The organism is Streptomyces sp. NPDC044921, assembly GCF_056432865.1.
Map to the genome: position 1 here is coordinate 16,286 of NZ_JBWKIF010000030.1, position 25,997 is coordinate 42,282.

A 25,997-nucleotide genomic window follows, 5' to 3' on the forward strand; every position below is an offset into this window, starting at 1 on the left:
ACTGTGCGGACGCGTCGGTGCGGGCTCACCGCGCCGGAGTGCCTGCCGTCATCGCCCTCGCCGAGCCCAGGCAGGCCGGCAGCTGCCGCCTCGGGCGTGGCGGTCCAGCATTCAGCATGTTTCACCATCCCGCCTGCGGGTTAACCAACAGCATCACCATTGATCGCGGCTTTCTGGAGGAAGCATGACCACAGCCCGGGAGATCATGACCGAGGGCGCGGAGTGCGTGGGCGCCGAGGACACCGTCCTGGACGCGGCCCGCAAGATGACCGAACTCGGCGTGGGCGCGCTGCCCATCTGCGGCACCGACGACCGACTCAAGGGCGTGCTCACCGACCGGGACATCGTCGTCAAGGTTCTCGGTGCCGGCAAGGACCCGGCGCAGGTCAAGGCCGGGGATCTCGCCCAGGGGGAAGCGGTCACCATCGGCGCGGACGACGACATCGAGGAGCTGCTGCGCACCATGGCCTCCCACAAGGTGCGCCGCCTGCCCGTCATCGACGGCCACCGCCTGGTCGGCATCGTCGCCGTGGCCGACATCGCCCGTGCCCTGCCCGACCGAGCCGTCGGTGACCTGCTGGAGGTCATCTCCAGCGACTGAACTTCCACGACCGCGGGAGGCGGGGCCGAAGCCGGCGGCTTCGGCCCTTGCTGACCGAAGACCTCGCGCAATCCACGGACGCGTAAGCGAGTCGGGCCTCAGCTGCCGCCCGACTTGATCCATGGCCATGTGACGGAGCAGACCAGGACGGGTGCGACGAGCATGGCCAGCAGCCACAAGCCCACGCTCGCCGGAGAGTAGACGTAGTGTCGCCACGGCTCGGGCAGGGGCGATGGCGCGACGAGGAGCGCGATCAGGGCGGCCCATGTGACCAGGACTGCCGTTGCCATACGTACCGCCACCACCCCTGCCCCCTCCCCCTCGACGACTGCTGGTCCCTTCGCCTCGAATGATAGGGCGACTGAGATGACCTCGCGTTCAGGGTTTCGTCCCGCCACCGGTCCCCCGCAGGTAACGGGCCTGACGGTCGAGGAATCCGGCTGTGTACAGCTTCCGTGGTGCGAAGACGGCGGTCGCGGTCAGACGCAGCGGTGAGCGTTCGGTGGCGTGGTCCACCATCGAGTGCGTGGCGTCGGGGTAGTGCTCGACGCTCAGCGTGGAGGCGGGGATGATCTCGCGGTACACGGCCTCCGTCTCCCTGACGTCCACGTTCACGTCGTGGCCGGCCAGCACGAGCAGAACCGGGGTTCCCCTCATGGCGCGCAGGTCGGCGACCGCGTCAGCGGTGTAGTTCTTCGCGATGAAGCGCCAGCGGCCGGGTGTGACGTCACCGGTGTCACCGACCGTAGCGCGGTACTCCTCGTAGGAGGCGCCTCGCCGGAGCAGGCGCAGAGTCGTCTCGCGGCGGCGCATCGCCTTTTCGACGCGCTCTTGGCCGGCGCCTTCCCCGCGGAGTTCGGCGAGCAGGTTGGGGCGGCCCTGCCGGACCCAGTTGACGGCTGGGGAGACGGCGATGACGAACTGAAGTCGCCGGTCCTTCGCGGCGACCTTCGGCAGCACCCATCCGGCCTGGCTCGCTCCCCACAGTCCGATGCGACGGCCGTCGATGCCGGGATGACCGCGGGCCCAGGCGATCGCGGCGAGGGTTTCCCCGGCGCGGTCGTCCATGCTCTGTTCGAGCCAGTCCCCCTCCGATCCGGCCACGCCCGGCTTGCTGAACGACAGCGACGCGTAACCCGCTCGCGCGAACGACTCCCACAGAGGCCGGTAGAAGGTGTCGTGGGTCGCGTCGATGGGCCCGTCCCCGTGCACGAAGACGACCAGGCCGAACGGCCCGTCGCCCGCGGGTGGTCGGGCCAGCACCCCTTCCAGCCGGTGTCCGTGGTGTCGCAGCACCACACGGTCCTCCCGGAGCGCGTAGGTGTTCTGCCACGCTACGACCCCGCCGAGACCGCCCGCCGCCAGCAGGACGCATACCAGGGTCCACAGCAGGCGCCGCCGCCCACGCCGCGCGCGGATCCCTCCCCCTCGTCTCAGCACGAGCCTCTCCGATCTATCGTCTTAAGAACGCTCGTAATGAGCATGAACGTATTACTATCGATATCCCAAGGTGACCGGGAACGACAAGAGGGAGCAGCCGCATGGATCCCACGAGGGCCCAGGACCGCGCCACGGAGGAGCGGCCGGTGGAGAACCGGCGGACCCGGGCCGTGGCGTGCCGGCGCGGTGTGCCGGAGGGGAGCGAGGAAGAGGTGGCCGCGCTGTACTGGGAGGCCTTCGGCCGCAAACTCGGCCCTGCCCTCAACCCCCCGGACACCGGGCGGGCCTTCATCGCCGCGCACGTGAACCACGACCGGGGCGTGACCGCCCTCGTCGACGGGACGGTCGTCGGCGTGGCGGGCTATCAGCTCGACGGGCGCGCGCTCACCGGCGGCAATGTGCGCGACGTCCTGTCCACCTACGGCCTCTTCCGCGGCCTGCCCCGGCTCGCCGTCCTGGCCCTGTTCGAACGCACCCCGCAGGAGGGGGAACTCGTCATGGACGGCATCGCGGTGGACGCACGCCACCGGGGCGCAGGGATCGGCAGCCTGCTGCTGAAGCAGGTCGCCGCCGTCGCGGCGGAGAACCGCTGCCGCCGCATCCGTCTGGATGTCATCGACACCAACCCCCGTGCCCGCGCCCTGTACGAACGGCACGGCTTCGTCGCCCGGCACACCGAACAGACACCCTTCCTGCGCCGCCTGATGGGGTTCGGCGCCGTCACGACCATGTACCGCCCCGTCACCGGGGCCGACCGGGGCGACGGAGGTGTGCGGTGACGGCCCATGACGCTCCCGCCGGCCATACCTCCGGCGCCGAGCGCACACCCGGGCCGGCAGTCCCCACCCGGCTGCTGGTGCACGCACTCGTGCGGGAGGACGGCGCAGTCGACGCCGGTGAGCTCTACAGCGTCGCGCAACTGCTGGGCATGACCGACCAACAGGTGCGGCTGTGCGTCAAACGCCTGGTCTCCGAGGGCCGGTTCACCCAGGACGGCCGCGGCCGCAAAGCCGTGCTGCGGGCCGTCGCCGACCCGACCGGCGCCCTCGCGCCGAACGCGGAGTACGTACGCCACGCCTACCGGCAGGACGCCGGACACGCCCCCTGGGACGGTGTCTGGCACCTGTTCGCCTTCGCCATCCCGGAATCCCGTCGCACCGCCCGCGACGCCCTGCGCGACACCCTCCTCCACGTCGGCGCAGCCCCCCTCCAGGGTGGCCTCTACGTCACCGCGAACCCGGTCGGCGACATCGTCGAGGCCCATGCCCGCCACCTGGGCGTCTTGGACTCTCTGACCTTCCTCACCAGTACCGACCTGCGCGTCGGCGCCCTGACCGACCCCGCCGGGCTGGCCTCGGCGCTATGGCCCCTGAAGGAGATCGCCACCGGCTACGAACGGCTCACCGCCTTCGCGCGGCATTGCCTGACCGAGCTGGGCGCGCGGGAAGGGGCCGACGGCACTGAGCGCGTGGCCGCCGGGCACCTGGCCATGGCCGTGCGACTCGCCGCCGAGTTCACCAGGGCCATGCTGCCCGACCCGCTGCTCCCCCCGGAGCTGCTGCCGCAGCCATGGCCCGGCACCCGGGCACGCCGCCTCACCGCCGACTGCTGGCAACGCCTGCGCCGGACCGGCTACGACGGTCCGGAGGGCCTGCGCCTGTTCCGGCTCTACGGCGACGCACTCGGCGCTCCGCCCGAGGACTCCTGACGGCACGGGCACCACGATCGCCCGGGACGCCTCACCCGACCGGCGTCTCCTCCCGATCCGGCACAGCGCTGGGCGGGTGGCGGCGGTGTGCCCGACAGGCTCCTGCGCGGGCGTCCCGCATCAGCCGTCTCGGCCTGCCACCTCGCGGATCCAGCCCGAGCAGACGGGCACACTCGCAGCCCAGGGACGCGGCCTTAAGGCCCGGGTTCGCTGCGCGGCTCCGTACGGTGGTCGAAGTACGCCCACGCGAAGATCCCGAGCAGCGCCACGACGCCTACGGTCGGGACTTGCACCGCCATGGGCGCGTTCCGGGTGAGGAACCCGGCAAGTCCCGCTGCCAGCCCGCCGCACAGCATCACCATGCGGCTGGCGAAGCGTTGCCCCGGATCGATGCCCTCACGTTCGGAGAACAGACCTCTCAGCGCCGCTCTCGCCGGGCGCGCGACGCCTCTGCGCTTCTTCGACCGGTACTCCAGCCCGTAGCCCATCAGCAGGTAGAGCGCGACGGCCGCGCCGACCCATGCCCAGTCGGACGGGTCGTCCGTGCCGCCGCGCGCCAGTGAGACATCCAAGGCCGAGCCCATCCATGTCCCCCTTTCCGTATGGGAGCCGGATGCCCTGCCCACGAGATCACATGTGCGTCAACTCGCCCTCCCACGCGATGCCTTGGTTCCGACCCTCTCCCGTGACCACACCCGGCGGGTCCTGCCGGCACCGGCGCTGACCGTGCGCGCGTCACGCCCGACGTGCCCGTTCATCGCCGAGCGCAGCCGGTGGTGGAAGGTGAAGCCCGGAGCCGGCCCCGCCTGCGCGGACCGCTCCCTCACGTCGGCCGTCTTGCACAGCGCGTCCCACACCCGGTCCGGACACTCCCCGCGCCGCCAGAGGAAGTCGCAGTACGGGACGTGCGCGATCTCCAGGTTCAGCCAGCCGTCCTTGCTCAGCACGCCCTTCCACTCGGCCAGGCGGAGCTTCATGTAGCCACGCGACCGGTGGGACTTGTCGACGCTGGTGATGCCGAGCACGCGGACGAAGCCCGGAGCGTGCTCCAGCACGATCACCGGACGCTCCTTGTACGTGTTGTCCTCGTGCGTGAGCTCGGCCGTCCACACATCGCCCACGGCCGGTGGCCAGGAGGTCACCCCGGGCGGCGCGGGACGGGCCGGTGGCCCGGCCCTGAGCCAGCGCACCAGGCGAGCGGCCGCGGCCAGCGCGCAGCCGGTGGCCAGGCCTGCCAACGCCCACCACAGGACGGCGAGCAGGAGCGTCCCGGCGGTGGCGGTGTCCGGGTCGGGCGCGAGTCCGCCCCCGTCGTGCAGGATCCAGTAGCCGGTCACGCCGGCCATCAGCGCCTTCCACAGTGCGGTGAACAGCAGGACCAGCGGGAAGTAGCCGTGATCCACGATCCGCGTCAGACCGAGCACGGCGGCGGTCGTCGCGTAGATCATGGTCACCCCGGCCACCGGGTGCTCGGTGACGGGGACCTGCAGCGGGCCCATGACGGCCGCCACCACGCAGCACACACCCACGGCCCGCGCCGCGATCAGCAGTCGGTTCTCCTTCCACCGCGCGGGCGCCACCATCCGGACCATCGGCCGGACGACCAGGACACACAAGACGAGCAGCGCCACGCACACCCAGGTGTTCCTGGTACTGGTGAAACCGACGCGGACCACCACGAACATCAGCACCCACAGCGCCCACGAGCCGAGTCCCACGGCCAGTGGCGCTCCCGCCGAGAACTCGGGCGTCTGCCGCTTCGATCTCAGCCGCGGTGCTTGTATGCCTCCCACCAGTGGCGTGCTCAGGCACACCAGAAGTACCGCCCCCACCAGCATCGCTTGCACGTTCCCCGACCCCCCGGGCTCTTGTCGCTGCCAGCAGCATGACCCGTAACCGGCCCGCCCGGCCTTGTTTCGCTCTTCCCTGCCCGCAGGGCCGGTCAGCCTGATATGGGCACGGGGGGCGGCTCGCCGAGGCCGGGTGCGGTGCCGGTTTCCTGGCGCAGTGCCGCGCGCAGCCAGTTGTCCGCGGAGCCGGGCGTCGGCACGGAGCTGCTGCCCGGCGGAGTCAGGACGACGGCCGTGAGGTGCCAGTACTCGTCCAGGCGTGGATCGGTCGCGAGTCGGGCGGCCAGCAGGCGGCGGAAGTCCCGGGTGTCCCGGCAGCGGTAGGCCCCGGCGTACGCCGCGACGTAGGTGTCCAGGGCCTCCCCCGGACGCGGGTCACGGCCCCTGCGCAGTTCCGGCGCCGCACGTTCGTACGCCTCGGCAAGGCCCTGGTACAGGGTGGCGGCGCCGCCGGCTCCCGCGACGCGGTGCACCTGCGGCTGGGGCTGTCGGCCGCCGGGGCAGGGGGCCGTCGTCATCGCGTGCAGCCGTGCGAACGCCAGCACTTGGGCCGGCCGCGGTTCGTCGGGCGGCTGCGGTACGGCCACTTCCAGGAAGGCCGTGACGGCGCGGGCCGGCATCCTGGGTGGCAGCCAGGACCGCCAGAACCTCGCCAGTGGTGCGGTACTCGGTGGACTGTCCAGCGCGCCCAGCAGACCGAGCCGGCCGGCGCGCTGGGCGGGCGGGCAGTCCCGTACCAGTTGCAGGGCCGCTTGCCGCCAGCGCAGGGCCTTGCGCTCGTCGCCGAGTTGGCGCAGACGGCTGTCGACGGCGCTCTCCAGCACCCGGCCGGCCACGTCATCGTCGTCGTCCAGGACGCGGCGTATCGCGGGCAGGGGCAGGTCGAGGCCGCGCAGGGAACGGATCAGCCGCAGCCGCTGCAGCGCCTCCGGCCCGTAGCGGCGGTGTCCGCCACTGCTGCGGGCGGCCTCGGGGAGCAGTCCCTGCTCGGAGTAGAAGCGGACGGTCTTCACGGTGGCACCGGCGCGCTCGGCGAGTTCCCCGATGCTCCACAACACCTGGCGTGGCATGAGCGGTTGAACCTCCCTCAGGGGGAGTTCCTACGGTACCGGCGTGCGGGCCGGGCGCGACGTGAGTGGCGTGGCCCGCGGACCAGGCATGGCGTGGGCGAACGGCCCGGCGCCATGCGACCGATCGGGGAAGGATTCGTCGTGCGCGTGTTCATTCTGGTGGCGGGTATGTTCACCGGCTCCCACGTCTGGGAGGAGACAGCCGGGCGGCTGTCCGCGGCGGGCGGCGAGGCGCACGCCGTCCCGCTGAGCGGTCTCGACCCGGCCCGGCCCGCCGCGCCGGACGGCGTCGGGCTGGAGACGCACATCGAGGACGTGGTCGCGGCGATCGACGCGGTGGACGCGGCGCCCGGGCAGGAGATCGTGCTCGTCGGCCACGACTACGGCATCCACCCGGTGCTGGGCGCCGCGGACCGGCGGGCGGAACGCGTCGCGCGCGTGGTGTACCTGGACTGCGGCATGCCGCAGAGCGGCGTCCCGGCGCTGGCCGCCGTACCGGACCAGGCGCTGCGCGCGCAGCTGGCCGAGAAGGCCCGGAGAGGTGAGCGCGGAGGCGTGCTGGCACCACCGGCGCCCGGCGCGTGGGAACGCTGGGGCAGCACCGCGGGTGTCGGGGAGAGGGAGTTGAGGCGACTGGTCGCCTCGGCGGTGCCTCAGCCGCTAAACACCCTGCTGCAGCCGCTGCGACTGAGCGGGGCGGTGGCGGCGGTGCCCGTCACCGGCGTGCTGTGCACGGGGAATGGCGCCGGCATCGCTGCGGTGCAGCGGCTCGTCGACTTCGGTGACCCCGCGCTGGCCGTCCTGACCGAACCTCAGGTCACCTTCTTCGAACTCGCCACCGGGCACTGGCCGATGCTGTCCTGTCCCGGCGCGCTGGCCGATGTCCTGCTGCGGGCGGCGGCCGGGGAAGGGCACCGTCTACGGCCGGCCGGCGACGGTGCACGGGTGCCCGCCCACCTGCGTCCGTTCCCGTGGGACCTGACCGGGCCGCCCCGTGAGCGTCACGGTCCCGTCGACCTGTACGTCCCCGGCGGCGAGGGGCCACGTCCGGCCGTGGTGTTCGTCCACGGCGGACCCGTTCCCGCCGGGGCGCGGCCGGGCCCGCGCGACTGGCCCACCCTGGTGGGCTACGCCCGCCTCGCCGCCTCGGAGGGCCTGGTCGGGGCGACCCTCGAACACCGCCTCCACGACCTCACGGACTACGAGCGCGCCGCCGCGGACGTCGCCGCCGGTGTGGAACGGGTACGGGCCGATGCCCGCGTGGACGCGGACCGGATCGCCCTGTGGTTCTTCTCCGGCGGCGGCCTGCTCACCGCCGACTGGCTGGCCGGGCCCCCCGGCTGGCTGCGCTGCCTGGCCGCCGCCTACCCCGTCCTGGCTCCCCTGCCCGCCTGGGGGATGGCCGACAGCCGCTTCCACCCCGCCCGCGCGGTCGCCCGGGCCGGAGACCTGCCCCTCGTCCTCCTGCGCGCCGGACGGGAGACACCCGAGATCGCCGCTACCGTCGAGGCCTTCGTGACCGCGGCCCGGGCCGGCACGGCCCGCCTCGAACTGGTCGACGTCCCCAACGGCCACCACGGTTTCGAAACCCTCGACTCACCGCAGGAGACCCGCCCCGCCATGCGGCGTGCGATGCGCGCCGTGGTCGCCCACCTGACCGGGTGAGCGCGCGGAGCAGCAGCAAGGGCGCAGGACCTGGTCCCTGCGCTGGTCAGCCCGCCGTGTCCGTCAGCCGCCGGGGTGCGTGGCGGGTGCGGTGCGGCGGAGCTCGTGGGCTTCGGCGAGGAGGAGGTAACCGGCGGCGGTCCACGTGTAGGCGCGGTCGCGCAGGCCCTGGCCGGTGAGGGCGTCGAAGTTCTCGGCGAAGCCGTGGGCCTCGCACAGGGCCCGGAAGCGGGCGCTGATCTCGTCCGCGAGGCGGTGGTGGCCTGCCCGGCGCAGGCCGTTCTCGACGAGCACGGTGGACGGTGCCCAGATCGGGCCGCGCCAGTACCCGTCGGCCAGGTAGTGGGGTGAGGTGGGTTGTTCGGTGGCCAGGCCGTGCGGGGTCAGGTGGGTCTCGATCCGGTCGGCCAGCGCGGCGCCGATCTCCTCCGGCAGGTGTTCGCCCAGTGCCACGGGCATCAGGTCGAGGAGGCTGGCGCTGGTCCAGCTCTCCCCCGTGCCGGGCGAGCGGGCGACGAACCGGTCGCCGTCCCACAGTTCGTCGAGCATCGCCGCCTGCGTCGCGTCGGCCGTGCGCACCCACCGGCGCGCCGCGTCGTCGAGGCCCAGTTCGTCGGCCAGATCGGCGAGTTCGCGCAGTTGGAGGGTGAGGAAGGCGGCCAGGTCGGCGGAGACGACCACACGCGCGGGGTCGAAGGTGGTGGCGTTGTCCCAGCCGCTGTCGTTGCCGTGCTGGTAGTGCGGCAGGGCCGCGCCGGGTGCGCGCCGTGCGGTGAGCCAGAAGTCCGTCCAGCGGGCCAGCCGGTCGTACGTCTCGGTCAGTTGCGCCCGGGTGAGCGGCTCGGGCAGGCGTCGGCGCAGCTGCCCCAGGGCCCAGCCGTGGATGGGGGGCTTGACGAAGTTGTGCAGGACCTCGGAGTGGGTGACCGAGTCCGGCAGGGCGCCGGACTCGTCCTGGTGGTCGAAGGGCAGGGAGAACTGGTCCCAGGCGAGTGCGGGATGTCCCGGGGCCAGGGCGAGCGCGTTGAAGCAGTGGTCCCAGCTCCACACCTTGTCCATCCAGTGCTTCGACATCAGCACCGCGGGCCGGGTCACGAAGCCCCGCGGCCGGACGGTCGCGGACCACAGCACGTAGGCGGCGAGTTCCGCGGCGGGGGTGGCCGACGAGCGCCAGGGCGCGACGGTGTCGGTGAAGGCGGCGAAGTCGGCGCGCGCGGCCTCCACGACCAGGTCGAAGGGCGCCGAGGGGGCGTAGGGGCGGCGCGCGGTCTCGTACTCCTCGACGGCGGCCTCCCAGACGCCGGTCCCGGCGCCGATGGCGACACCCCGATCGGCGCCGCCCAGCGCCTGCGCGCCGGTCACGTCGGTCGCGGTTCCGGACAGGACCGTGACGCGGTAGCGCCGCCCGGTCTCGTACGAGGTGAACACGTACGCCTCGGTGCCCGGCTCCCGGTAGAAGTAGGTTCCGCTGAACGGGGTCAACGTCCGCGCGGCGGCCCGGATGCCGAGGGCGAGGCCGTTTCCCCGCAGGCGCACGGTGTCCGGCGCCTCGTAGGCGAGGTCGACGCGCCCGTCCCGGCCGGCCCAGCTGAGCAGGCCCGGGGTCGCCTCGACGCGGGTCTCCGCGCGGCAGCCCGTCGCCGCGTCCTGGGGCACGAGTCGCAGCACGGCGTGCATGCCGTTCTGGTGCGAGACGAGGTGGAGGTCCTCGGCGTACGTCTTCTCCGCCACCACGGGCGAGACGTCGAACCAGGAGCCGTGCGTGCTGAAGGGGATGTCGTGGACGGAGAAGGCCGGGCCGGATCGGGCGGCGGTCATGACGGGGCACTCGTTTCTCGGGCAGGGATGATCGGCGCTGCCACCGGGAGCGGTGGGGCCGTGACGCGGGGGGGGTCGGTCAGTCCTTGACCGCGCCGGCGGTCACGCCCGCGGCGACGTAGCGCTGGGCGAGGACGAGGATCACCGCGGCGGGCAGCGAGGCGACGACGGCGGTGGCCATGATGGCGTTCCACTCCTGGTTGTTGTTGCCGATGTAGTGGTAGATGCCGAGGGTGATCGGTTCGTGGGCGCCGCCGTTGACCAGGGTGCTGGCGAACACGAAGTCGGACCAGGACCACAGGAAGGCGAACAGCGAGACCGTGACGACGGCGTTGCGGCTCATCGGCAGGACGACCGACCAGAAGGTGCGCAGGGCCCGTGCTCCGTCCACCTGCGCGGCCTGGAGCAGTTCGCCGGGGATGCCGGACATGAACGCGGTGAAGATGAGCACCGCGAAGGGGACGGCCAGTGTGGAGTCGGCGACGATCAGGCCGGGCACCGACTGGAGCAGGCCGAGCTGGAGGTAGATGGCGTAGAACCCCATCGCCATGATGATGCCGGGGATCATCTGGGCGGCGAGCAGGACGAAGTGGAGGATGCCGCCACCGCGGGGGCGCAGCTTGGCCAGGGCGTATCCGGCCGGCGCTGCGAGGGCCACGGTCAGCAGGACGGTGCCCAGGCCGATGACGAGGCTGGTGCCGAGATAGGGCAACTGCTCGTCCAGCACCTTGTGGTAGCCCTCCAGTGTGGCGTGGGCGGGGATCAGGTCCGGCGGGCTCTTGCGCATGTCCTGCTCGGGTGTGAGGGACACGTTGAGCATCCAGTAGACCGGGAAGAGCATGACCAGGGTCAGCAGCAGGCCGACGCCTGTCTTCCACCACGTGCGGCCGGTGCGTCGGTTCATGACAGTGCCTGCTTCCGCTGGACCCGGACGTAGATCAGGCCGAAGACCAGGGCGGCGACGACGAGCAGGTTGCCGACGGCCGCTCCGGGGCCGAAGGCGGGCACGAGGTTGCCGAAGCCGAGCTGGTAGGACCAGGTCGCGAGGGTGGTGGACGAGTCCGCCGGGCCGCCCTTGGTCATGATCCAGATGATGTCGAAGACCTTCAGCGTGTAGACGAGGCCCAGCAGCAGGGTGATCGCGGAGACCGGCCGCAGCAGCGGGAAGGTGACGCACCGGAAACGCTGCCAGGCGTTCGCCCCGTCCAGGGCCGCCGCCTCGTACAGCGAGTCAGGGATCGACTGCAGGCCGCTGTGGAGGACGACCAGGTTGAAGGGCACGCCGATCCAGATGTTCGCGATGATCACGGAGGTGAGGGACCAGGACGGTGAGGTCAGCCAGTTGACCGGGGCGATGCCGGCCGCGTGCAGCGCGGCGTTGACGATCCCGGAGTCGCTGTTGAGCATCCACGACCAGGTGGAGGCCGACACGATCAGCGGCAGCAGCCACGGCACCAGGAACAGGGCACGCAGGGTGGCCGAGAGCCGGAAGTGCTGGTTGAAGAAGACCGCGAGGGCCAGACCGAGCGCGTACTGGAAGACCAGGCACACGGCGGTGAACACCGCGGTGTGGAGCAGCGCCGGGGCGAAGGTCGGGTCGTCGAAGACGGTCAGGTAGTTGTCGGCACCCGTGAACGGTGCGTCGCCCTGGACGAAGGAACGGACCGTGTACTGGCGCAGGCTCAGGTCGATGTTGCGGTAGAGCGGATAGGCGTAGAAGAGGCCGAGGTAGAGGGTCACCGGGGCGAGGAACCCCCAGGCGGCCCACTGCTGGGGGGTCGGACGCCGGCGTGCTCGCTCGTGGTCCGGGGCAGGGGCAGCGGTGGCTGCTCCCTTCCGGACCGGTACGGGCCGGTGGTCCGGCAACTGCGTCGTGTGGTTCATCCGCGGACCGGCCATCCCCCGCTACCGGACGGCGGACTGGGCCTTGGCCAGCGCGTCCTTCGGTGACTGGGCACCGCTGAGGGCGGACTGGACGGCCTTCCACAACTGCTCGGAGATCTTGGGGTACTTGGTGCCCAGGTCGTCGCTGGTGCGCCCCTTGGCCGCCTTGACGGCGTCGATCCAGGGCTTCAGCGCGGGGTTGGCCGCCACCTGCTTGTCCTGGACCTCGCGGGTGGGGGCCACGTAGGACAGGGTGGTGTCGGTGTCGTTGAGGTTCTCGCTGCTGGTCAGACAGGTGACCAGCTTCTGCGAGGTGGCGTAGCGGCCGGTGTCGCCCTGGACCGGGACGGTGACGAACTCGCCGCCCGTGGGGGCCGCGGCGTTGCCGCCCCCGGAAGCGGGGATGGGCAGGACGCCGTACGCGAAGCCGGCCTTCTCCGCGTTGGCCAGCTGCCAGGTGCCGTTCTCCGCGAAGGCGTAGTCGCCGGTCGCGAACTCCTGCCAGCTGGTCGTCTGGGTGTTGCCGATGACGGAGTTGGGGGCGTAGCCCTTCCGCAGCCAGTCCTTCCAGAGGGACAGGGCGGCAACGGCCCGGTCGGAGTCCAGTTCGGTCAGCTTCGCGCCCGCCCCCCAGAACCACGGCAGGAACTGGAAGCTCCCCTCCTCGGTGCCGATCGCGGAGAAGGTGATGCCCTTCTTGCCGGCCTTCTCCACCTTGTCCAGGGCGGCCGTCAAGGACGGCCAGTCCCTGATCGAGGCGATGTCCACCCCGGCTTCCTTCAGCACCTCCTTGTTGTAGTAGAGGGCGAGGGTGTTGGCGCCGATCGGTGTGCCGTACGTCTTGCCGTCCGACTGTCCCGCGGCCAGGAGGTTGGGGTCCACCTTCGAGGTGTCCAGCTTGTTGTCGTCGGTCGTGGTGAGCACGCCCGCCTCGGCCAGGGTCGACACCACCGGGTTGTCGACGATGAGGACGTCCGCGGAGTTGTCCTGCTGTGCGGCCAGCAGCGCCTTGGTGGAGAGGTCGCTGGTGTCGAAGGCGGTCCGCTTGATCTTGACACCGGCCTCGGTGCCGCAGGCGTCCAGCAGCTCGGCCCAGGCCGAGTCCTTGCCGAACTGCGGGTACGGGTCCCAGACGGTGTACGCGCCGCTGTCGGCGCCCTTGGTGTCGGTGCTGCCGGAGCCGGAGCCGCACGCGGTGGCGGTGGTGGCGACGGCCAGAGCGGTCAGCGCCGCCGCGGTCAGGCGGCGCTGTCTGGAGGATCTGCTCATCGGTGATTCCTTAGTGGTCGGCCTGCGGGTGCCGAGGGCACGGGCGGCTGGAAGCGGGCATGTCGAACAGCACGGGTGGGACGTTCGGGCGTTCGACTGGGTGCGGCGGGAGAGTCGGCGAGGTCTCCCGCGCGTGACCTGTCAGGGCGTCGGGTCAGGGCGTCGTGTCGGGCCGGGCGTCCGCGGTGGGCGTGCCTCCCGCGGGACCGGTGCTGGCCCGCAGCGAGATCGGCGGCGTGAGGAGCTGGTGCCGGGGCACCGCGCCGGGCTGGTCGAGCCGCTCCACCAGCAGGTCGACGGCACGCCGGCCCAGCTCCTCCGCCGGTACGTCCGCCGCGGTGAGCTGCGGGGTCACGGTCTCCGCCCAGCGGGCGGCCACGACCCCGGTGACGGAGAAGTCGCGCGGCACGTGGCGGCCCGCCTGGGCGAGCCCTCGGTAGAGGCCGCCCAGGGCGGCCTCGTTCAGCGTGACCAGGGCGGTGGTGGCCGGGTCGTCGTGCAGGATCTGTTCCACACATGCCTGGCCGGATGCCGCGTCGTCCCCGCAGCAGTACGTCCGCACCGTCAGCCCCCGCTCGGCCGCGGCCTTGGTGAAGCCGTCCAGTCCCCGGTGCGCCGACTCGTATCCCGTGCGCAGGAGTTGTTCGGGCCGGTTGACGAAGGCGACCCTGTGGTGGCCGAGGTCCGCGAGGTGGTGGACACACGCGGCCGCCAGCGCCGTGTGGTCCAGCCCCACCCACCAGCCGTTCTCCGGATGGGCGGTGCGGCCGATGGCGACGGAGGGGAAGTCCAGGGAGGCCAGGTGATCGACCCGGTCGTCCTCCAGTCTGATCTCCATCAGGATCGCGCCGTCGACCCGTCGCTCCCCCAGCATCCGCTGGAACGAGCGGTCGCTGTCCACCCCGCTGGGCGAGAGCAGCACGTCGTAGTCGTAGGCCGCGGCGGCCTCCACCACACTGCCGATGAAGTCCAGCTGCATCCCCGTGTAGTGGTTGCCGGCCGGCGGGAAGACCAGGCCGATCGTGCTGGTCCGGCCGTTGGCCAGGGCGCGGGCACTGGCGTTGGGCCGGTAGCCCAGTGCGTCGATGACCTCCTGGATCTTGCGCCGGGTCTCCTCCGAGACCGGGCGCTTGCCGCTCAGGGCGTACGACACGGTGCTGCGCGAGACACCGGCCCGTCGGGCGATCTCACCGATGTTCACGTGGGAACTCCTTGCTCGAACCGGTTCGACATCTCCGGTGAGATGGCGCCTGCCGGCCGGGACGGTGTGGGGCTGAGTCGAGGAGCGACGCCGACTGTCGAACCGGTTCGCGTGGAGTGAAGGTAGGAACAGCTCGCCCGCCTGTCAACACCTTGGACCGGACACCCGCGAGCGGGGTGAAGGGTTCAGGGAACCTTGCGCCGAGGGATTGCTGGCCCGGAGCCCCGGTGCTAGCTTCGCCGAACCGGTTCGACGAAGTGATCCTCCGCGCCCCAGGCCCGATCCACCCTCCTTGGCACACGAAGCCGCCCCCCCCCCAACCCCTCGATGCCGCCTTCACCCGCACCACCTCGTCGAACCGGTTCGACCCGTCGCCTCGGAGGCCCCCGTGCAACGCGCGCGGACGAGCGGCCGCACGAGGCGGGACGGAACCGAACCCGTTACTCGAGGATTGAGGACGCCATCCATGCCATCCGCTGACAGACCCGCCCGGCGCCGGACCCCGGCCGCCGTGGCGCTGACGCTCGGCGCGAGCTTGCTGGCCGCACCCGCGGCCCCCGCCCAGGCGGCCGACGCGCCCCAGCCCGCCGCCCGCTACACCTTCGACCAGGACGACCTCGCCTCCGGCCGGATCAGCGACAGCTCCGGCAACGGCCTGACGGCGACTCTGGTGAACGGCTCCACCGCCCGGTCCGTGGCGGGCGCGGACGGCGGCCAGGCCCTGGCCCTGCCCGGCGGGGCGCCCACCTCCGACGGCGCGTACGTCCGGCTGCCCCGCGCGGTCGTCGGCGACGCCACGGACCTGACCGTGTCCGCCCGCGTGCGGTGGAGCGGCGACACGTCGTCCTGGCAGCGGATCTTCGATCTGGGCAGCAACACCACGCGCTACCTGTTCACCACCCCCTCCAACGACAGCGGAGTGCTGCGCACGGCCCTGACCACGGGCGGAGGGGGCGCGGAGGCACAGGTCTCCGGGTACGCCGCGCTCCCCGCCGACCGGTGGCGGACCGTCACCGTCACCCTGGACGCCGCCGCGGGCCGGCTCACCACCTACCTCGACGGCATGGCGGTCTCCTCCACCGCGACCGGCGTGGAGGCCAAGCAGCTGCTGGACGGTTCCGCCACCGCGGCCGGCTACATAGGCAAGTCCTTCTGGCCGGACCCGCTGCTCAAGGGCGCGATCGACGACTTCACCGTGTGGCACGCGGCCCTGAGCGCCGAGCAGGTGGCCGGCACGGTCGGGGCCGTGCCGGCTCTCCAGGAGCTGTCGAAGACGTCCTTCGAGGTCCGTACGACGGCCGGGACGGCCCCGGCCCTTCCCGTCGCCGTCCGTTCCTCGTTCTCCGACGGCTACGACCGCGACACGCCGGTCGCCTGGGCCGCCGTACCACCCGAGAGGTACGCACGGCCCGGCACGTTCACGGTGGCGGGCACCGCGGCCGGACGCACGGTGCGGGCGACCGTGGAGGTGATCCGCGAAGGTCAGCTCACCGTCGATCTCGGCTCGGACACCGGCGCCTTCCACGGCGGCGCCTCCGGCACGCTCTACGGCCTGTACGGGCCGGACGTGCCCGGCAACAACCTGATCGAGGGCATGGGCCTGCGCACGGTGTCGACGAAGGCGCAGGACGGTCCGCAGCACCCCGGTGCCGACGCCCTGGAGGTGGTGAAGCCGCTGGCCGACTCCACCGACGGTGACGTGTACATCTACATGACCGACATCCACCGCGGCTTCCCCTACCAGTGGCCCGGTGACACCCCCCGGGAGAAGCTGAGGCTCTATCAGGAGAAGATCGCGACCCAGGTCGACCAGGTCCTGCAGCTGCCGGAGAAGTACCAGGACAACATCGTCTTCGTGCCGTTCAACGAGCCCGAGGGCAACATGTTCGGCACCGGGGAGTGGAGCTACGACAAGGTCAGCTGGCTCGACGACCCGGACGAATTCTTCGCCGCCTGGGACGACACCTACGGGCTCATCAAGAGGAAGATGCCCGGCGCCCGCATCGCCGGCCCCAACACCAGCATCCTGTACGAACAGGTGAAGGGCTTCCTCGCCCACGCCCTGGCCGCCGGCACCCTCCCCGAGGTGGTCACCTGGCACGAGCTGAGCCACCCGGAGGCGGTGCGTGCGAGCGTCGCCAAGTACCGGGCCTGGGAGAAGGAGTTGTTCGAGGGCACCGACAGGGAGGGCACCGAACTCCCCGTCAACATCAACGAGTACGCCTTCAACTACCACACCTCCGTGCCCGGCCAGATGATCCAGTGGGTGTCCGCGATCGAGGAGTCCAAGGTGGACGCCGACATCGCCTACTGGAACATCGACGGCAACCTCTCCGACTCCGCGGTGCAGTCGGGCCGCGGCAACGGCCAGTGGTGGCTGCTGAACGCGTACGCCTCGATGAGCGGTCACACGGTGAAGGTGACGCCGCCGTTCCCCGGCCAGAACTACACCATGCAGGGCGTGGCCACGCTCGACGAGAGGAAGAAGCAGGCCCGGCTGATCTTCGGCGGGTCCACCGGCAAGGGCAACATCGTCTTCGGCGACGTCCCGGAGGATCTCTTCGGGAACAAGGTGCACGCCTGGGTGCGCGAGATCGAGTGGAGCGGGCAGGTGGGCGACTCCCCCGGCCCGAAGCTGCTCACGGAGACCGAGCTGGCGGTCGGCCGGGACGGCACGGTCGTCGTCCCCTTCGGCGACGGTGGGCTGCCGAGGCTGAAGGAGTCCTCGGCCTACGAGATCATCCTCACCCCGGCCGGAAAGGCGAAGGGCACACAGTCCCCACCCGTACGCTGGCAGGGCTCCTACGAGGCGGAGGACGCCGCGCACACCGGGGCGCCCTACTTCCGGAACGGCCCGGAGGGCTCGCCGCGCGACGTGTCGAAGTTCTACACCTCCGGCGGTCACAACGTCGGTGGCCTGCGCACCGGCTCGGACCTCACGCTCGACTTCACCGTGGAGGTGCCCGAGGACGGCGTCTACGACCTGAGTGTCTTCGCCAACTCCCTCAACACCTACGACAGTGTCGAGGAGCAGGGCCCCACCAACGTCTTCCTGCGCGTGGACGGCACGGCGGACAGCGAGCAGGAACTGCACCTGCCGCTCGGCTACAAGTGGGTCGTGTGGGATCACGCCGACACCGAGGTGAAGCTCACCAAGGGCAGGCACGTCCTCACGCTCGCCGCCAAGAGCCTCGACGGCAAGCGCGCCACCAAGGGGGACGCCATCGTCGACCGCGTCACCCTGTCCCTGCCGAGGGCCTCGGACGGCACACAGGTGTACGAGGGGGAGCTGGCCTGGGCGGCCGGCGGAGCGCGCCCCGTCTACGACCTGCCGGAGCGGGCGGCCACGGGATCGGGCGCCATCCAGCTCAAGAAGGGCCAGACGGCCACGTTCTGGGTCTACTCACCCGCCGACCACGAGGCCACGCTCACGGTCGACACCCTCGGCGGCACGGGCGCCCGGCTCTCCGTCAACGGGCACGACGTGCTGCGCCTGGCCAAGCGCCGCAGCAGCGTGGCCGTCTCCCTCTCGGGCGGTGTCAACAAGGTGACGGTGACGGGAGGTTCGACCGCCACGCTCATCGACCGTCTGGGGGTCACGCCCACCGGGAACGCGCTCCCGGTGCGCACCTACGAGGCGCGGGACGCGAAGCTCGCGGGCTCGGCCACGCTCACCCCGCTCTCCCTGGCCACCAACGGTACGGCGATCACGGGTATCGGCGGTGATCCGGGCAACGGCAACACCGCGACGTTCACCGTCGACGCCGACCGGGCCGGCCTGTACGCGCTGCGCGTCCGCTACTCCAACCCCGAGCAGTCCCCGGCCACGCATTACAACCCGGACCCGCTCGCCCGCCACGCCGACATCACCGTCAACGGCGGTGACATGCGGCGCGTCACCTTCCCGCACAGCTTCCACCGGAACAACTTCTGGGAGCTGACCGTCCCGGTCCACCTCAAGGGCGGGAAGAACACGATCACCTTCCGCTCCGAGGAACTACCGAACTTCGACGGCACCACCTACGCCTCGGACACCTTCCCCGGCGTCCTCCTGCGCTCCCGCTACGCGCCCCTGATCGACCGGATCACCGTCGCGCCCTACGCACGGGCCGTGCGGTGAGGTGACCGGCACCGGCGACGACACCGCTTCGCCGCCGGTGCCGCCGAGTACGCGCCCGGGTTCCGCCCTGATCGGCGGACCCGGGCGCGGCGTCCGGGCAGTGATCCCCGCCGCGGTGGACCGGCGGTGCCAGGTCGAACGGGGATGCATCCGCCCTTCAGGACGTCCCGGGCGGACGGATGCACAGCTGCGTGCCCTCGCGAGAACAGCGGCCATCGCCTGCTTTCCCAAGCGACCCCCTCGCAAGGCGGCAGGTTTCCCGGCATGCCGGTGCAACTGCAGTCCGACGTGACCTCACAGTCGCACCACATATGCGACAAGTCCAGGCTGCTCCTGTACGGCGGCTCTCGTCGGGTCCGGCCGCCGGGGCGCCGCAGCGACACTCCGAGAGGGCGCCGCTACAGAAAGTGTGGCTTCAGATAGTCGCCGTTGAGGAGGTGTAAAGAACGCATAATCAGTCACTCGGTCCGGGCAAGACATCACAAAGCACGACAAAATCCTCGGGCTGACGGGGCACACCTCGCCAACCGCGCACTGAGCAACAGATGAGGTACGAGCTATGTCCACTTCCGCTTCCCGGCCCTCCATGGAGACGCACCCGGACATCGTCGACATGCGTGAGCGCCATGAAATGGCCGAACGCGCGACCAGCACTCCCCAGGGGCAGGCCGTCGGAACGCTGGCGTTCCTCACCGGCATCTACCTCGCCGCTTCCCCGTGGATCACCGGATTCAACGGACTGTCGACGCTCGCCGTCACCAACCTGCTCGTCGGAATCGCCTACGCGCTGCTCATGAGCGGAGGCTTCGGCCGGGCATACGAACGCACCCACAGCATGGCGTGGGGCGCCTGCGCCCTGGGCCTGTGGACCATCGTCGCGCCGTGGGTGGTGGCAGGGGACGTCAGCACCACCAAGACGATCGTCAACAACATCATCACGGGTGCGATAGCCGCCCTGCTCGCCCTGGCCGCGAGTGCCGCCACGCGCGCTGCGGAGACCGGGAAGTCCCGAGCCGGCATGACAGCACCGTCCACCCCGCGCAGCTGAATAGGCAGCACCGCAGCGGCCCCGGTCGCTGAGCGGACCGCCCGCCGCGCCCCGGGCCGGAACGACGCGAGGAGACCGCCGCTTCACAGCAAGCGACGGTCTCCTCCCCCGTGGTGAGGCACGCAAGGCCGCGGCACCGCCGTCGACTTGGCGGCCGTGGCGGATCGTCATCCAACTGGCCCTCAGCGACCTGAAGATCATGGCGATCACCTCCGGCGGCTTCCCCGGCCGGTCTTACGTCCTGCTCACTCGGTGAGGGCCACGTGCCAGGCGTCGACGTACTGGGCGGCGTACTCCTCGCTGGGCGGGACGACGGTGATGACGTCGATCAGCACTCCGTCCGGGGCCACGATGATGAAGTGCCGCTGGCCGAACTCCTCGGTGCGCGGCGGCAGTACCTCGGACAGGCCGGCCTCAACCACGAGCCGCTGGTGTTCCGCGTCGACGTCGTCCACCTCGAAGTTCAGCAGCAGGCCTCCCCGCAGCGCGCCCCGGTGGCCCTCGGGAACGGTCGGGTGGGAGTGGCCGAGGAGGGCCAGTTCGTAGTGCGGGGCGTCGGGGCGGCGCAGGCTGACGTACCAGTCCGCCTCGAAGGTCACCTCGAACCCGAAGTGGCGGGTGTAGAAGTCGCGGGAGGCGGCCACGTCCCTGCTGGCGAGCACCGGGTAGAAGCCGCTGAGCTTTTTCTCGGGCATGGTCGTGCGGTCGTCCGTCATGGCAGGTCCTCCAGATCCACCTCACATACCCTCGGTATGTGAATCGAGGCGTTAGCATACCCTCGGTACGCGAAATGGGAAGGGCGGTGCGCTCGATGGCGGTCAGCCGGGCGGAGCAGCGGGCGGCCACGCGGCAGGCGCTGCTGGCCGAAGGGCGGCGACGGTTCGCCGCCGACGGGTATCACCACGTCGTACTGGCCGAGGTGGCGCGGGCCGCCGGGGTCACCAAGGGAGCCGCCTACCACCACTTCGACAGCAAGGCCGGTCTCTTCAGGGCCGCCGTCTGCGAGGTACAGCGGGAGCTGGGCGAGCGGGTCGCGACCGCGGCCGAACAGTACGACGACCTCTGGGAACAGCTCCGGGCCGGCTGCCGGGCCTTCCTGGCGGCGGGGACCGACCCGGCGGTGCGACGGATCCTGCTGATCGACGCACCGGCCGTGCTGGGCTGGGACGAGTGGCGGGCCATGGACGAGGAGTCCTCCGCCCGGCATCTGGCGGAGGCACTGTCGGCGCTCGTCGCAGCCGGGATCATCGCCGATCAACCGGTGGAGCCCCTGGCCCGGCTGCTCTCGGGAGCCTTGAACGAGACCGCGCTCTGGATCGCGCGGGGCGGGGAGCTGCAGGCCGCCGAGCAGGCCCTCGACCGGCTGCTGACAGGACTGCGCACCCGTGCCTGACCTCCCAGGTCGCGTGCCGTCCGAGAGTTGAGCGAGTCCCCCTGCCGACCTGAGTACGCGCACTCACGTGGCGGCGATCACCCGGCCGGAAACCGGGCGCATGGAAACCACCCCTGTCCCGGCCCGCACGTCTGCCCGCTTCCCGCGCCGCCCGCGGCTCACGCTCGCCATGGCGGCTTCCGCCGCTCTGGCACTCACCGCCTGCGGTACTGAGAGGTCGGGCGCCGATGGGCCGCACAGCGGCTCCGCTGACTCCGCGAGCGCTGGAGCCGACACGGCCTTCGCGGAAATGCTGAGCAGGGTGGCGCAGCCGTGTCTCACGAGCGCTTCACCGGAGGAGCCGGCGACCGGCCCGGCGGACGGTGCCGTCGGGCCCGGTGCGGACGGTGCCCCCGGGCCCCGTGGAGACACCGCCGAGTGATCCGCTCGAGCCGATCGCGCCGACGGCGGGACCGGAGGTGGAGCCGAACGCGCGCGACTGGTGCGCGAGTCACCTGCATGAGCCTGGACGGGCCGGCGGCCGGAGAGGAGACCGTCGTCGACACGTGCGCAGCGCCCGCGACAGGCCCCTTTCCCTCCGGCGAACGCGCACAGTGACCGCCCGCCGGTCGCCGGTCTCCTGACCGTCTCCGCCCCTGGCGCGCGCGGATCCGTTGCACCCAGGGGCGGTGGGGCGCACGGTCAGGATGTCCCGCACAGGATCAGGTGCTCGGCGCGGCCGTGCACGCCGAGATACCCCTCACCGACCGTGGTGCGAGCGCCCGGCGGCAGGGTGGAGCAACGGCTCGTCGCACCGTCCTGGTACAGCACCGAAACGCTCTGCGGAGCCGGGCAGTTGTTGGCGGCCTCCGTGTACCGCCAGCTCTGGTACATCTCCACGCAGGCAGGGGCGGCGGACCCGGAGAGCTCGGGTGCCGCGAGGACGGGTCCGGGAAACGTCAGGACAAGACTCAAGGCCGCGACGGGCCCCGCTGTCGACACCGACATCCGCATCCCCTTCAGCATGGTTTCACTCCTCAGCCGCCCATGACGACGTTCAAGTAATCGAGGCCGCCCCCGCGTTGAGACGCGGAGCGGGTTCAAGAAACGAAGCTTTCAGCGCTGCCCCACGCAGGCAAGGCGCGGCGGCGCCTTTCAGACGTGATCGCTCTTGCGGCCCATCCCTGAACTGTGCGGCTCGGATTCCTCCAACGCCGCCCGCACCGGCCCGGTGAAACTTCAACGCTTTCGGTGCTGTGGGAGGAGGTGCCGCGCACGGCCAGGCACGACGCGTCGGGTCCCGGCCGTGCGCCTGCGGCAGTTGCAAGCGCGGCCGGGCCACTGCGGTTTGCCTTTGGCCGTAAGCGGTTGGCGCGCCATGGGGGCGGGGCGGCCCGGCAGGGCGTGCGGACGCCGATGGAGTGGAGCCAGGATCACCTGGCCCCACTCCGTGGTGCGGGTGTGTCACTGGAACTGGGCGAAGAACCTCCAGATCTCTGCTTTGGTCCACGTGGTGACGCCGCTCTCGCCGGAGGAGCCGTCGACCGGGCCGGGTATGTGGCCTCCGTCGAACGCGGCCCACTGCACCGGGTATCCGGCGCGGCAGCCCGAGTAGCTGGTGGTGATGTGCGTGCGGCTGCCCGGCGCGGGCTCGCGCGGGCTCTGGGCGGCGCAGCCATTGTTGCTGACGAACCTGTCGCGCAGGGACCGTCCCTGTGCGATGCCGAGGACGGAGTCGCTGATGCCGTGGATCCCGAAGTAGGCGATGGGCTGGGTGCCGCCGCTGCACCCGCTGATCTGAGCGCCGGCGATGACCGCGACGGCCCGGAAGACGTTCGCCCGGCTGCAGGCGAGCGCGTAGCTCATGCCGCCGCCCCAGCTGAATCCGGTGGCGAAGCGCTGTGCCGGGTTGACGCAGAGGCCGCCCTCGATGCGCCGGATCATGTCGTCGACGAGGGTGACGTCCTCACCGCCCGTGTTGGCCCAGCCGTTGCCCAGGCCCTGGGGGGCGACGAGGATGGCGCTGTTGTTCGACTGTTCCTGCTGGCCGTAGTAGGACCAGGCGCTGCCGCTCGTGCCGCCCGAGGCGACGTCGCCGGCGGTTCCGCCCCGCCAGTGGAACGCGAAGATCAGCCGGTAGGGGCGGTTGCTGTCGTAGTTGGCGGGGACCCTCAGAATGAAGCTGCGGCTCTTGCCGCCGCTCTGGATGGTGTGCGTACCGCTCGTCAGAGTCGGGGCGCTGCCGCATCCGCCGGCGCCACCGGACGACAGTTTGACCATCTGCCACTGCTGGTTGGCGCCGCCCCAGTCGGAGTACTGGACGACGTTGCCCCCGTCGGCGGTGGAGGAGCCCTGCACCTCCACCGCCTTGCCGCTGGCGCGGTTGATCAGCCGGACGTGGCCCGCGTCGGAGTCGGCCAGGCGGAACTGCTGGTTGGACCCGTTGTGGTCGGCCCACTGCTGGATCGCGGCACCGTCCGCGGTCGAGGCGCCGGCCACGTCGAGGACCTTGCCCGAGTGCCGGGCCTTGAGGCGGTAGAAGCCGCCGCCGGAGTCCACGAACTGCCATTGCTGGTTGGGGCCGTCATTGCGGGCCCACTGGCCGATCCGCGCGCCGTCGGCGGTGGACGCGCCGGAGACGTCCAGGGCCTTGCCGCTGTTGCGGTTCACCAGGACGTACCAGGCGTTGGGGTCGACCGTCGCCGCCTCGGCGGGCGTCGGTTTCACCGAGGTGAGCATGCCGATCGCGAGGGTCGCCGCCACCAGGGCGGCGACCCTGGACCACCAGCGATGCCTTCGTGGAGCGGCGAGGGAAGCCGCACCGCAGGCCGTCATCGATTCGCCCTTTCGTTCGTGGCCGGCCATGTCAGGTGCGGGTCCAGCGCTGGTTGCCGCCGTTCGAGCAGGAGTAGAGCTGGATCAGGGTGCCGTTGGCGGTGCCGCCCGCGGCGGCGTCGAGGCAGAGGCCCGACTGGACCCCCACGATGGATCCGTCGGAGTTGAGGCGCCACTTCTGGTTGTCACCGCCCCAGCAGCTGTAGATCTGCACCTTGGCGCCGTTGCCGGTGCCGGCGGCGTCCAGGCACTTGTTGCCGTAGACCCTGAGCTCGCCCGCGGCGGTGTGCGCCCACTGCTGGTTGGTGCCGTTGTGGCAGTCCCACAGCTGGAGCTGGGTGCCGTCGCTGGTACTGCTGTTGGGCACGTCCAGGCAGCGGCCCGACGCGACGCCCTTGACCTGTCCGGAGCCCGCGGGGGGCGTGGTGGTACCGCCGTTGAGCGCGTTGAGGACGGCGGTGTAGGCGGGCTTCTTGCTGCCGTCGCCGTTGAACAGCAGCGGCGTCTGCTCCGCTCGCCAGGAGTCGGTGTCGCGCACACCCCAGACGGTGATGCCGAGGCAGCGCGGGACGGCCAGGCAGTCGTTGACCACGTTGGCGTAGGTCGAGGCGGGGGCGCCCTGGATGTCGAGTTCGGTGATGGCCACGTCGACACCGAGGGCGGCGAAGTTCTGCAGGGTGGTGCGGAAGTTGCTGTGGTAAGGGCTGCCGCTGTTGAAGTGCGCCTGGAAGCCGACGCAGTCGATCGGCACGCCGCGCTGCTTGAAGTCGCGGACCATGGCGTACATGGCCTGGGTCTTGGCCCAGGTCCAGTTCTCGACGTTGTAGTCGTTGTAGCAGAGCTTGGCGGCCGGGTCGGCGGCGCGCGCGGTGCGGAAGGCGACCTCGATCCAGTCGTTGCCGGTGCGCTGCAGGTTGGAGTCGCGCCGGGCTCCGGAACTGCCGTCGGCGAAGGCCTCGTTCACGACGTCCCACTGGGCGATCTTGCCCTTGTAGTGGGCCATCACGCCGTTGATGTGGTTGATCATCGCCTGGCGCAGCGCGCTCCCGCTGAGGCTCTGCATCCAGCCGGGCTGCTGGGAGTGCCAGGCCAGGGTGTGACCGCGCACCTGCTTGCCGTTCTGCACCGCCCAGTTGTAGACGCGGTCGGCGGCGGTGAAGTTGAACTGGCCCCGCTGCGGCTCGGTGGCGTCGATCTTCATCTCGTTCTCGGCCGTCACCGAGTTGAACTCGCGGTTCGCGATCGTCGTGTACGTCGAGTCGCCGAGCCTGCCCGAGGCGATGGCGGTGCCGAAGTAGCGGCCGCTCTGGGCGGCGGCGGCACCGAGCGTGCTCTCGGCGGCGTGTGCGGCCGGCGGCGCGGCCAGTGCGCCGACCGTACCGAGGACACCGGCGACCAGTGCCAGCAGCAGGCCGCGGAGCCTCCGGCGGACAACGGTTCTGGGAAGGGCATACGAGCCCATGACTGTGCCTCCAAGGTAGAAGTCACGGAAGGTCTGAAGCGCAGGGACAGTGCGCCGTCCGCTTCCGCCCGGCGGCCGGACGGAACGGGGCCGGAGCCCGGGCGGCCCGGAATCACCGGACAGCGCGGTCACCGGACACCGGGGTCACGGGACACCAAGGCCGCGGGGACAGGGCGGTCTCGGCCGGCACGGACGGCACCCGGTCGGCCGTCGCGTGACGCTCGGCGGCCGGCGGCGCTTCGGCACAGACATGGGGGGGCTCCATCGCGGCTCAGCCGGGGGGCCGCCACACGGCGCCTCGCGCACCGCTGCAACGGGACAGCGCGCAGAGCCAGGACGCACTGGTGCGGACCTCACCGGAACGAAACGGGTGGCGCAAGTGCCTTGGTACGCCGATCTGTTGTGCGGCCGGACGTGGCTCTGCCGTGCGGCACGGGTGGCCCCCACGGGCGACGCCGTTCGGCATACCGAACCACGCCCGGTTTCTCAGACAGGGATGATTGAGGCGACGGTGACGGTCGTCAACACTTTCCGCAGAAGAAGTTTCGATTCCCGGCTCGAAACAATTCGGAATCCTGGCGGGATCATCCAGCCGGTACGACGCCTGAGCGGCACCCGGCGCGTCAGATCTCCGATCCGGAGGGCGGGCGCTGT

21 protein-coding genes are annotated in these 25,997 nt (G+C 71.3%); 7 read left to right on the plus strand and 14 right to left on the minus strand.

Translation table 11 applies throughout. The features are described from left to right. Window positions 1-184: 184 nt before the first annotated feature. Window positions 185-601, plus strand: a complete 417-nt coding sequence (locus tag AC07DA_RS33240) for a CBS domain-containing protein (RefSeq protein WP_479131963.1) — start codon at window positions 185-187, stop codon at window positions 599-601. A 98-nt stretch (window positions 602-699) separates the two neighbouring features. Here AC07DA_RS33240 and AC07DA_RS33245 read toward each other — a convergent pair whose 3' ends face one another. Together AC07DA_RS33245 and AC07DA_RS33250 are read right to left on the minus strand one after the other, a co-directional pair. After that, complete coding sequence (locus AC07DA_RS33245) at window positions 700-891, minus strand: hypothetical protein (protein WP_479131964.1); 192 nt, start codon at window positions 889-891, stop codon at window positions 700-702. An 88-nt stretch (window positions 892-979) separates the two neighbouring features. Next, window positions 980-2,041 (minus strand): alpha/beta hydrolase family protein, encoded by a 1,062-nt coding sequence (locus AC07DA_RS33250; RefSeq protein ID WP_479131965.1) that lies wholly within the window; start codon window positions 2,039-2,041, stop codon window positions 980-982. Between the two features lie 101 nt (window positions 2,042-2,142). Between AC07DA_RS33250 and AC07DA_RS33255 the strand changes: the two genes are divergently transcribed. Continuing rightward, entirely contained in the window at window positions 2,143-2,820 is a 678-nt protein-coding gene (locus AC07DA_RS33255) for a GNAT family N-acetyltransferase (protein ID WP_479131966.1), read from the plus strand. Then, window positions 2,817-3,749 (plus strand): PaaX family transcriptional regulator C-terminal domain-containing protein, encoded by a 933-nt coding sequence (locus AC07DA_RS33260; protein WP_479131967.1) that lies wholly within the window; start codon window positions 2,817-2,819, stop codon window positions 3,747-3,749. The genes AC07DA_RS33255 and AC07DA_RS33260 overlap by 4 nt, the downstream gene beginning before the upstream one ends. Window positions 3,750-3,943: 194 nt before the next feature. Here the strand turns inward: AC07DA_RS33260 and AC07DA_RS33265 are convergent, their stop codons facing one another. The 3 genes from AC07DA_RS33265 to AC07DA_RS33275 form a co-directional block, all read right to left on the minus strand. After that, the gene (locus AC07DA_RS33265) at window positions 3,944-4,333 is read right to left on the minus strand and encodes a hypothetical protein (protein WP_479131968.1); all 390 of its coding nucleotides are present in this window, start codon (window positions 4,331-4,333) and stop codon (window positions 3,944-3,946) included. A gap of 57 nt (window positions 4,334-4,390) precedes the next feature. Then, a complete protein-coding gene (locus AC07DA_RS33270; protein WP_479131969.1) occupies window positions 4,391-5,467 on the minus strand; it encodes a hypothetical protein in 1,077 nt (358 codons plus the stop codon). Between the two features lie 224 nt (window positions 5,468-5,691). Continuing rightward, on the minus strand, window positions 5,692-6,669 hold the full coding sequence (locus AC07DA_RS33275; protein ID WP_479131970.1) for a MerR family transcriptional regulator: 978 nt from the start codon (window positions 6,667-6,669) through the stop codon (window positions 5,692-5,694). A 141-nt stretch (window positions 6,670-6,810) separates the two neighbouring features. On the opposite strand from AC07DA_RS33275, the gene AC07DA_RS33280 reads away from it, so the two are divergent. After that, window positions 6,811-8,334, plus strand: coding sequence for an alpha/beta hydrolase (locus AC07DA_RS33280; RefSeq protein WP_479131971.1), 1,524 nt, complete (start codon window positions 6,811-6,813; stop codon window positions 8,332-8,334). A 63-nt stretch (window positions 8,335-8,397) separates the two neighbouring features. Here AC07DA_RS33280 and AC07DA_RS33285 read toward each other — a convergent pair whose 3' ends face one another. The 5 genes from AC07DA_RS33285 to AC07DA_RS33305 all read right to left on the minus strand — a co-directional run bounded on the left by AC07DA_RS33285 (window position 8,398) and on the right by AC07DA_RS33305 (window position 14,506). Next, window positions 8,398-10,152, minus strand: coding sequence for an amylo-alpha-1,6-glucosidase (locus AC07DA_RS33285; protein WP_479131972.1), 1,755 nt, complete (start codon window positions 10,150-10,152; stop codon window positions 8,398-8,400). Between the two features lie 79 nt (window positions 10,153-10,231). Continuing rightward, entirely contained in the window at window positions 10,232-11,056 is an 825-nt protein-coding gene (locus AC07DA_RS33290; protein WP_479131973.1) for a carbohydrate ABC transporter permease, read from the minus strand. Next, window positions 11,053-12,036 (minus strand): carbohydrate ABC transporter permease, encoded by a 984-nt coding sequence (locus AC07DA_RS33295; RefSeq protein WP_479131974.1) that lies wholly within the window; start codon window positions 12,034-12,036, stop codon window positions 11,053-11,055. The genes AC07DA_RS33290 and AC07DA_RS33295 overlap by 4 nt, the downstream gene beginning before the upstream one ends. A gap of 21 nt (window positions 12,037-12,057) precedes the next feature. After that, window positions 12,058-13,305 (minus strand): sugar ABC transporter substrate-binding protein, encoded by a 1,248-nt coding sequence (locus tag AC07DA_RS33300; RefSeq protein WP_479131975.1) that lies wholly within the window; start codon window positions 13,303-13,305, stop codon window positions 12,058-12,060. A 154-nt stretch (window positions 13,306-13,459) separates the two neighbouring features. After that, on the minus strand, window positions 13,460-14,506 hold the full coding sequence (locus AC07DA_RS33305) for a LacI family DNA-binding transcriptional regulator (RefSeq protein WP_479131976.1): 1,047 nt from the start codon (window positions 14,504-14,506) through the stop codon (window positions 13,460-13,462). Window positions 14,507-14,972: 466 nt separating this feature from the next. On the opposite strand from AC07DA_RS33305, the gene AC07DA_RS33310 reads away from it, so the two are divergent. Both AC07DA_RS33310 and AC07DA_RS33315 read left to right on the plus strand, forming a co-directional pair. Beyond that, window positions 14,973-18,626 (plus strand): LamG-like jellyroll fold domain-containing protein, encoded by a 3,654-nt coding sequence (locus tag AC07DA_RS33310; RefSeq protein ID WP_479131977.1) that lies wholly within the window; start codon window positions 14,973-14,975, stop codon window positions 18,624-18,626. A 586-nt stretch (window positions 18,627-19,212) separates the two neighbouring features. After that, the gene (locus AC07DA_RS33315; protein ID WP_479132011.1) at window positions 19,213-19,674 is read left to right on the plus strand and encodes an SPW repeat protein; all 462 of its coding nucleotides are present in this window, start codon (window positions 19,213-19,215) and stop codon (window positions 19,672-19,674) included. Between the two features lie 245 nt (window positions 19,675-19,919). Here the strand turns inward: AC07DA_RS33315 and AC07DA_RS33320 are convergent, their stop codons facing one another. After that, entirely contained in the window at window positions 19,920-20,390 is a 471-nt protein-coding gene (locus tag AC07DA_RS33320) for a VOC family protein (protein ID WP_479131978.1), read from the minus strand. Between the two features lie 74 nt (window positions 20,391-20,464). Between AC07DA_RS33320 and AC07DA_RS33325 the strand changes: the two genes are divergently transcribed. Then, window positions 20,465-21,067 carry a TetR/AcrR family transcriptional regulator gene (locus AC07DA_RS33325; RefSeq protein WP_479131979.1) on the plus strand — a complete coding sequence of 201 codons (603 nt, stop codon included), beginning with the start codon at window positions 20,465-20,467 and terminating at the stop codon, window positions 21,065-21,067. Window positions 21,068-21,748: 681 nt separating this feature from the next. On the opposite strand, the gene AC07DA_RS33330 is transcribed toward AC07DA_RS33325, so the two are convergent. The 3 genes from AC07DA_RS33330 to AC07DA_RS33340 form a co-directional block, all read right to left on the minus strand. Further along, window positions 21,749-22,072: an alpha-amylase gene (locus AC07DA_RS33330; protein ID WP_479131980.1), complete on the minus strand. Its 324-nt coding sequence runs from the start codon at window positions 22,070-22,072 to the stop codon at window positions 21,749-21,751. A 438-nt stretch (window positions 22,073-22,510) separates the two neighbouring features. Then, the gene (locus AC07DA_RS33335; protein ID WP_479132012.1) at window positions 22,511-23,812 is read right to left on the minus strand and encodes an RICIN domain-containing protein; all 1,302 of its coding nucleotides are present in this window, start codon (window positions 23,810-23,812) and stop codon (window positions 22,511-22,513) included. Between the two features lie 100 nt (window positions 23,813-23,912). Then, entirely contained in the window at window positions 23,913-25,343 is a 1,431-nt protein-coding gene (locus AC07DA_RS33340) for an endo-1,4-beta-xylanase (protein WP_479131981.1), read from the minus strand. Between the last annotated feature and the right edge of the window lie 654 nt (window positions 25,344-25,997).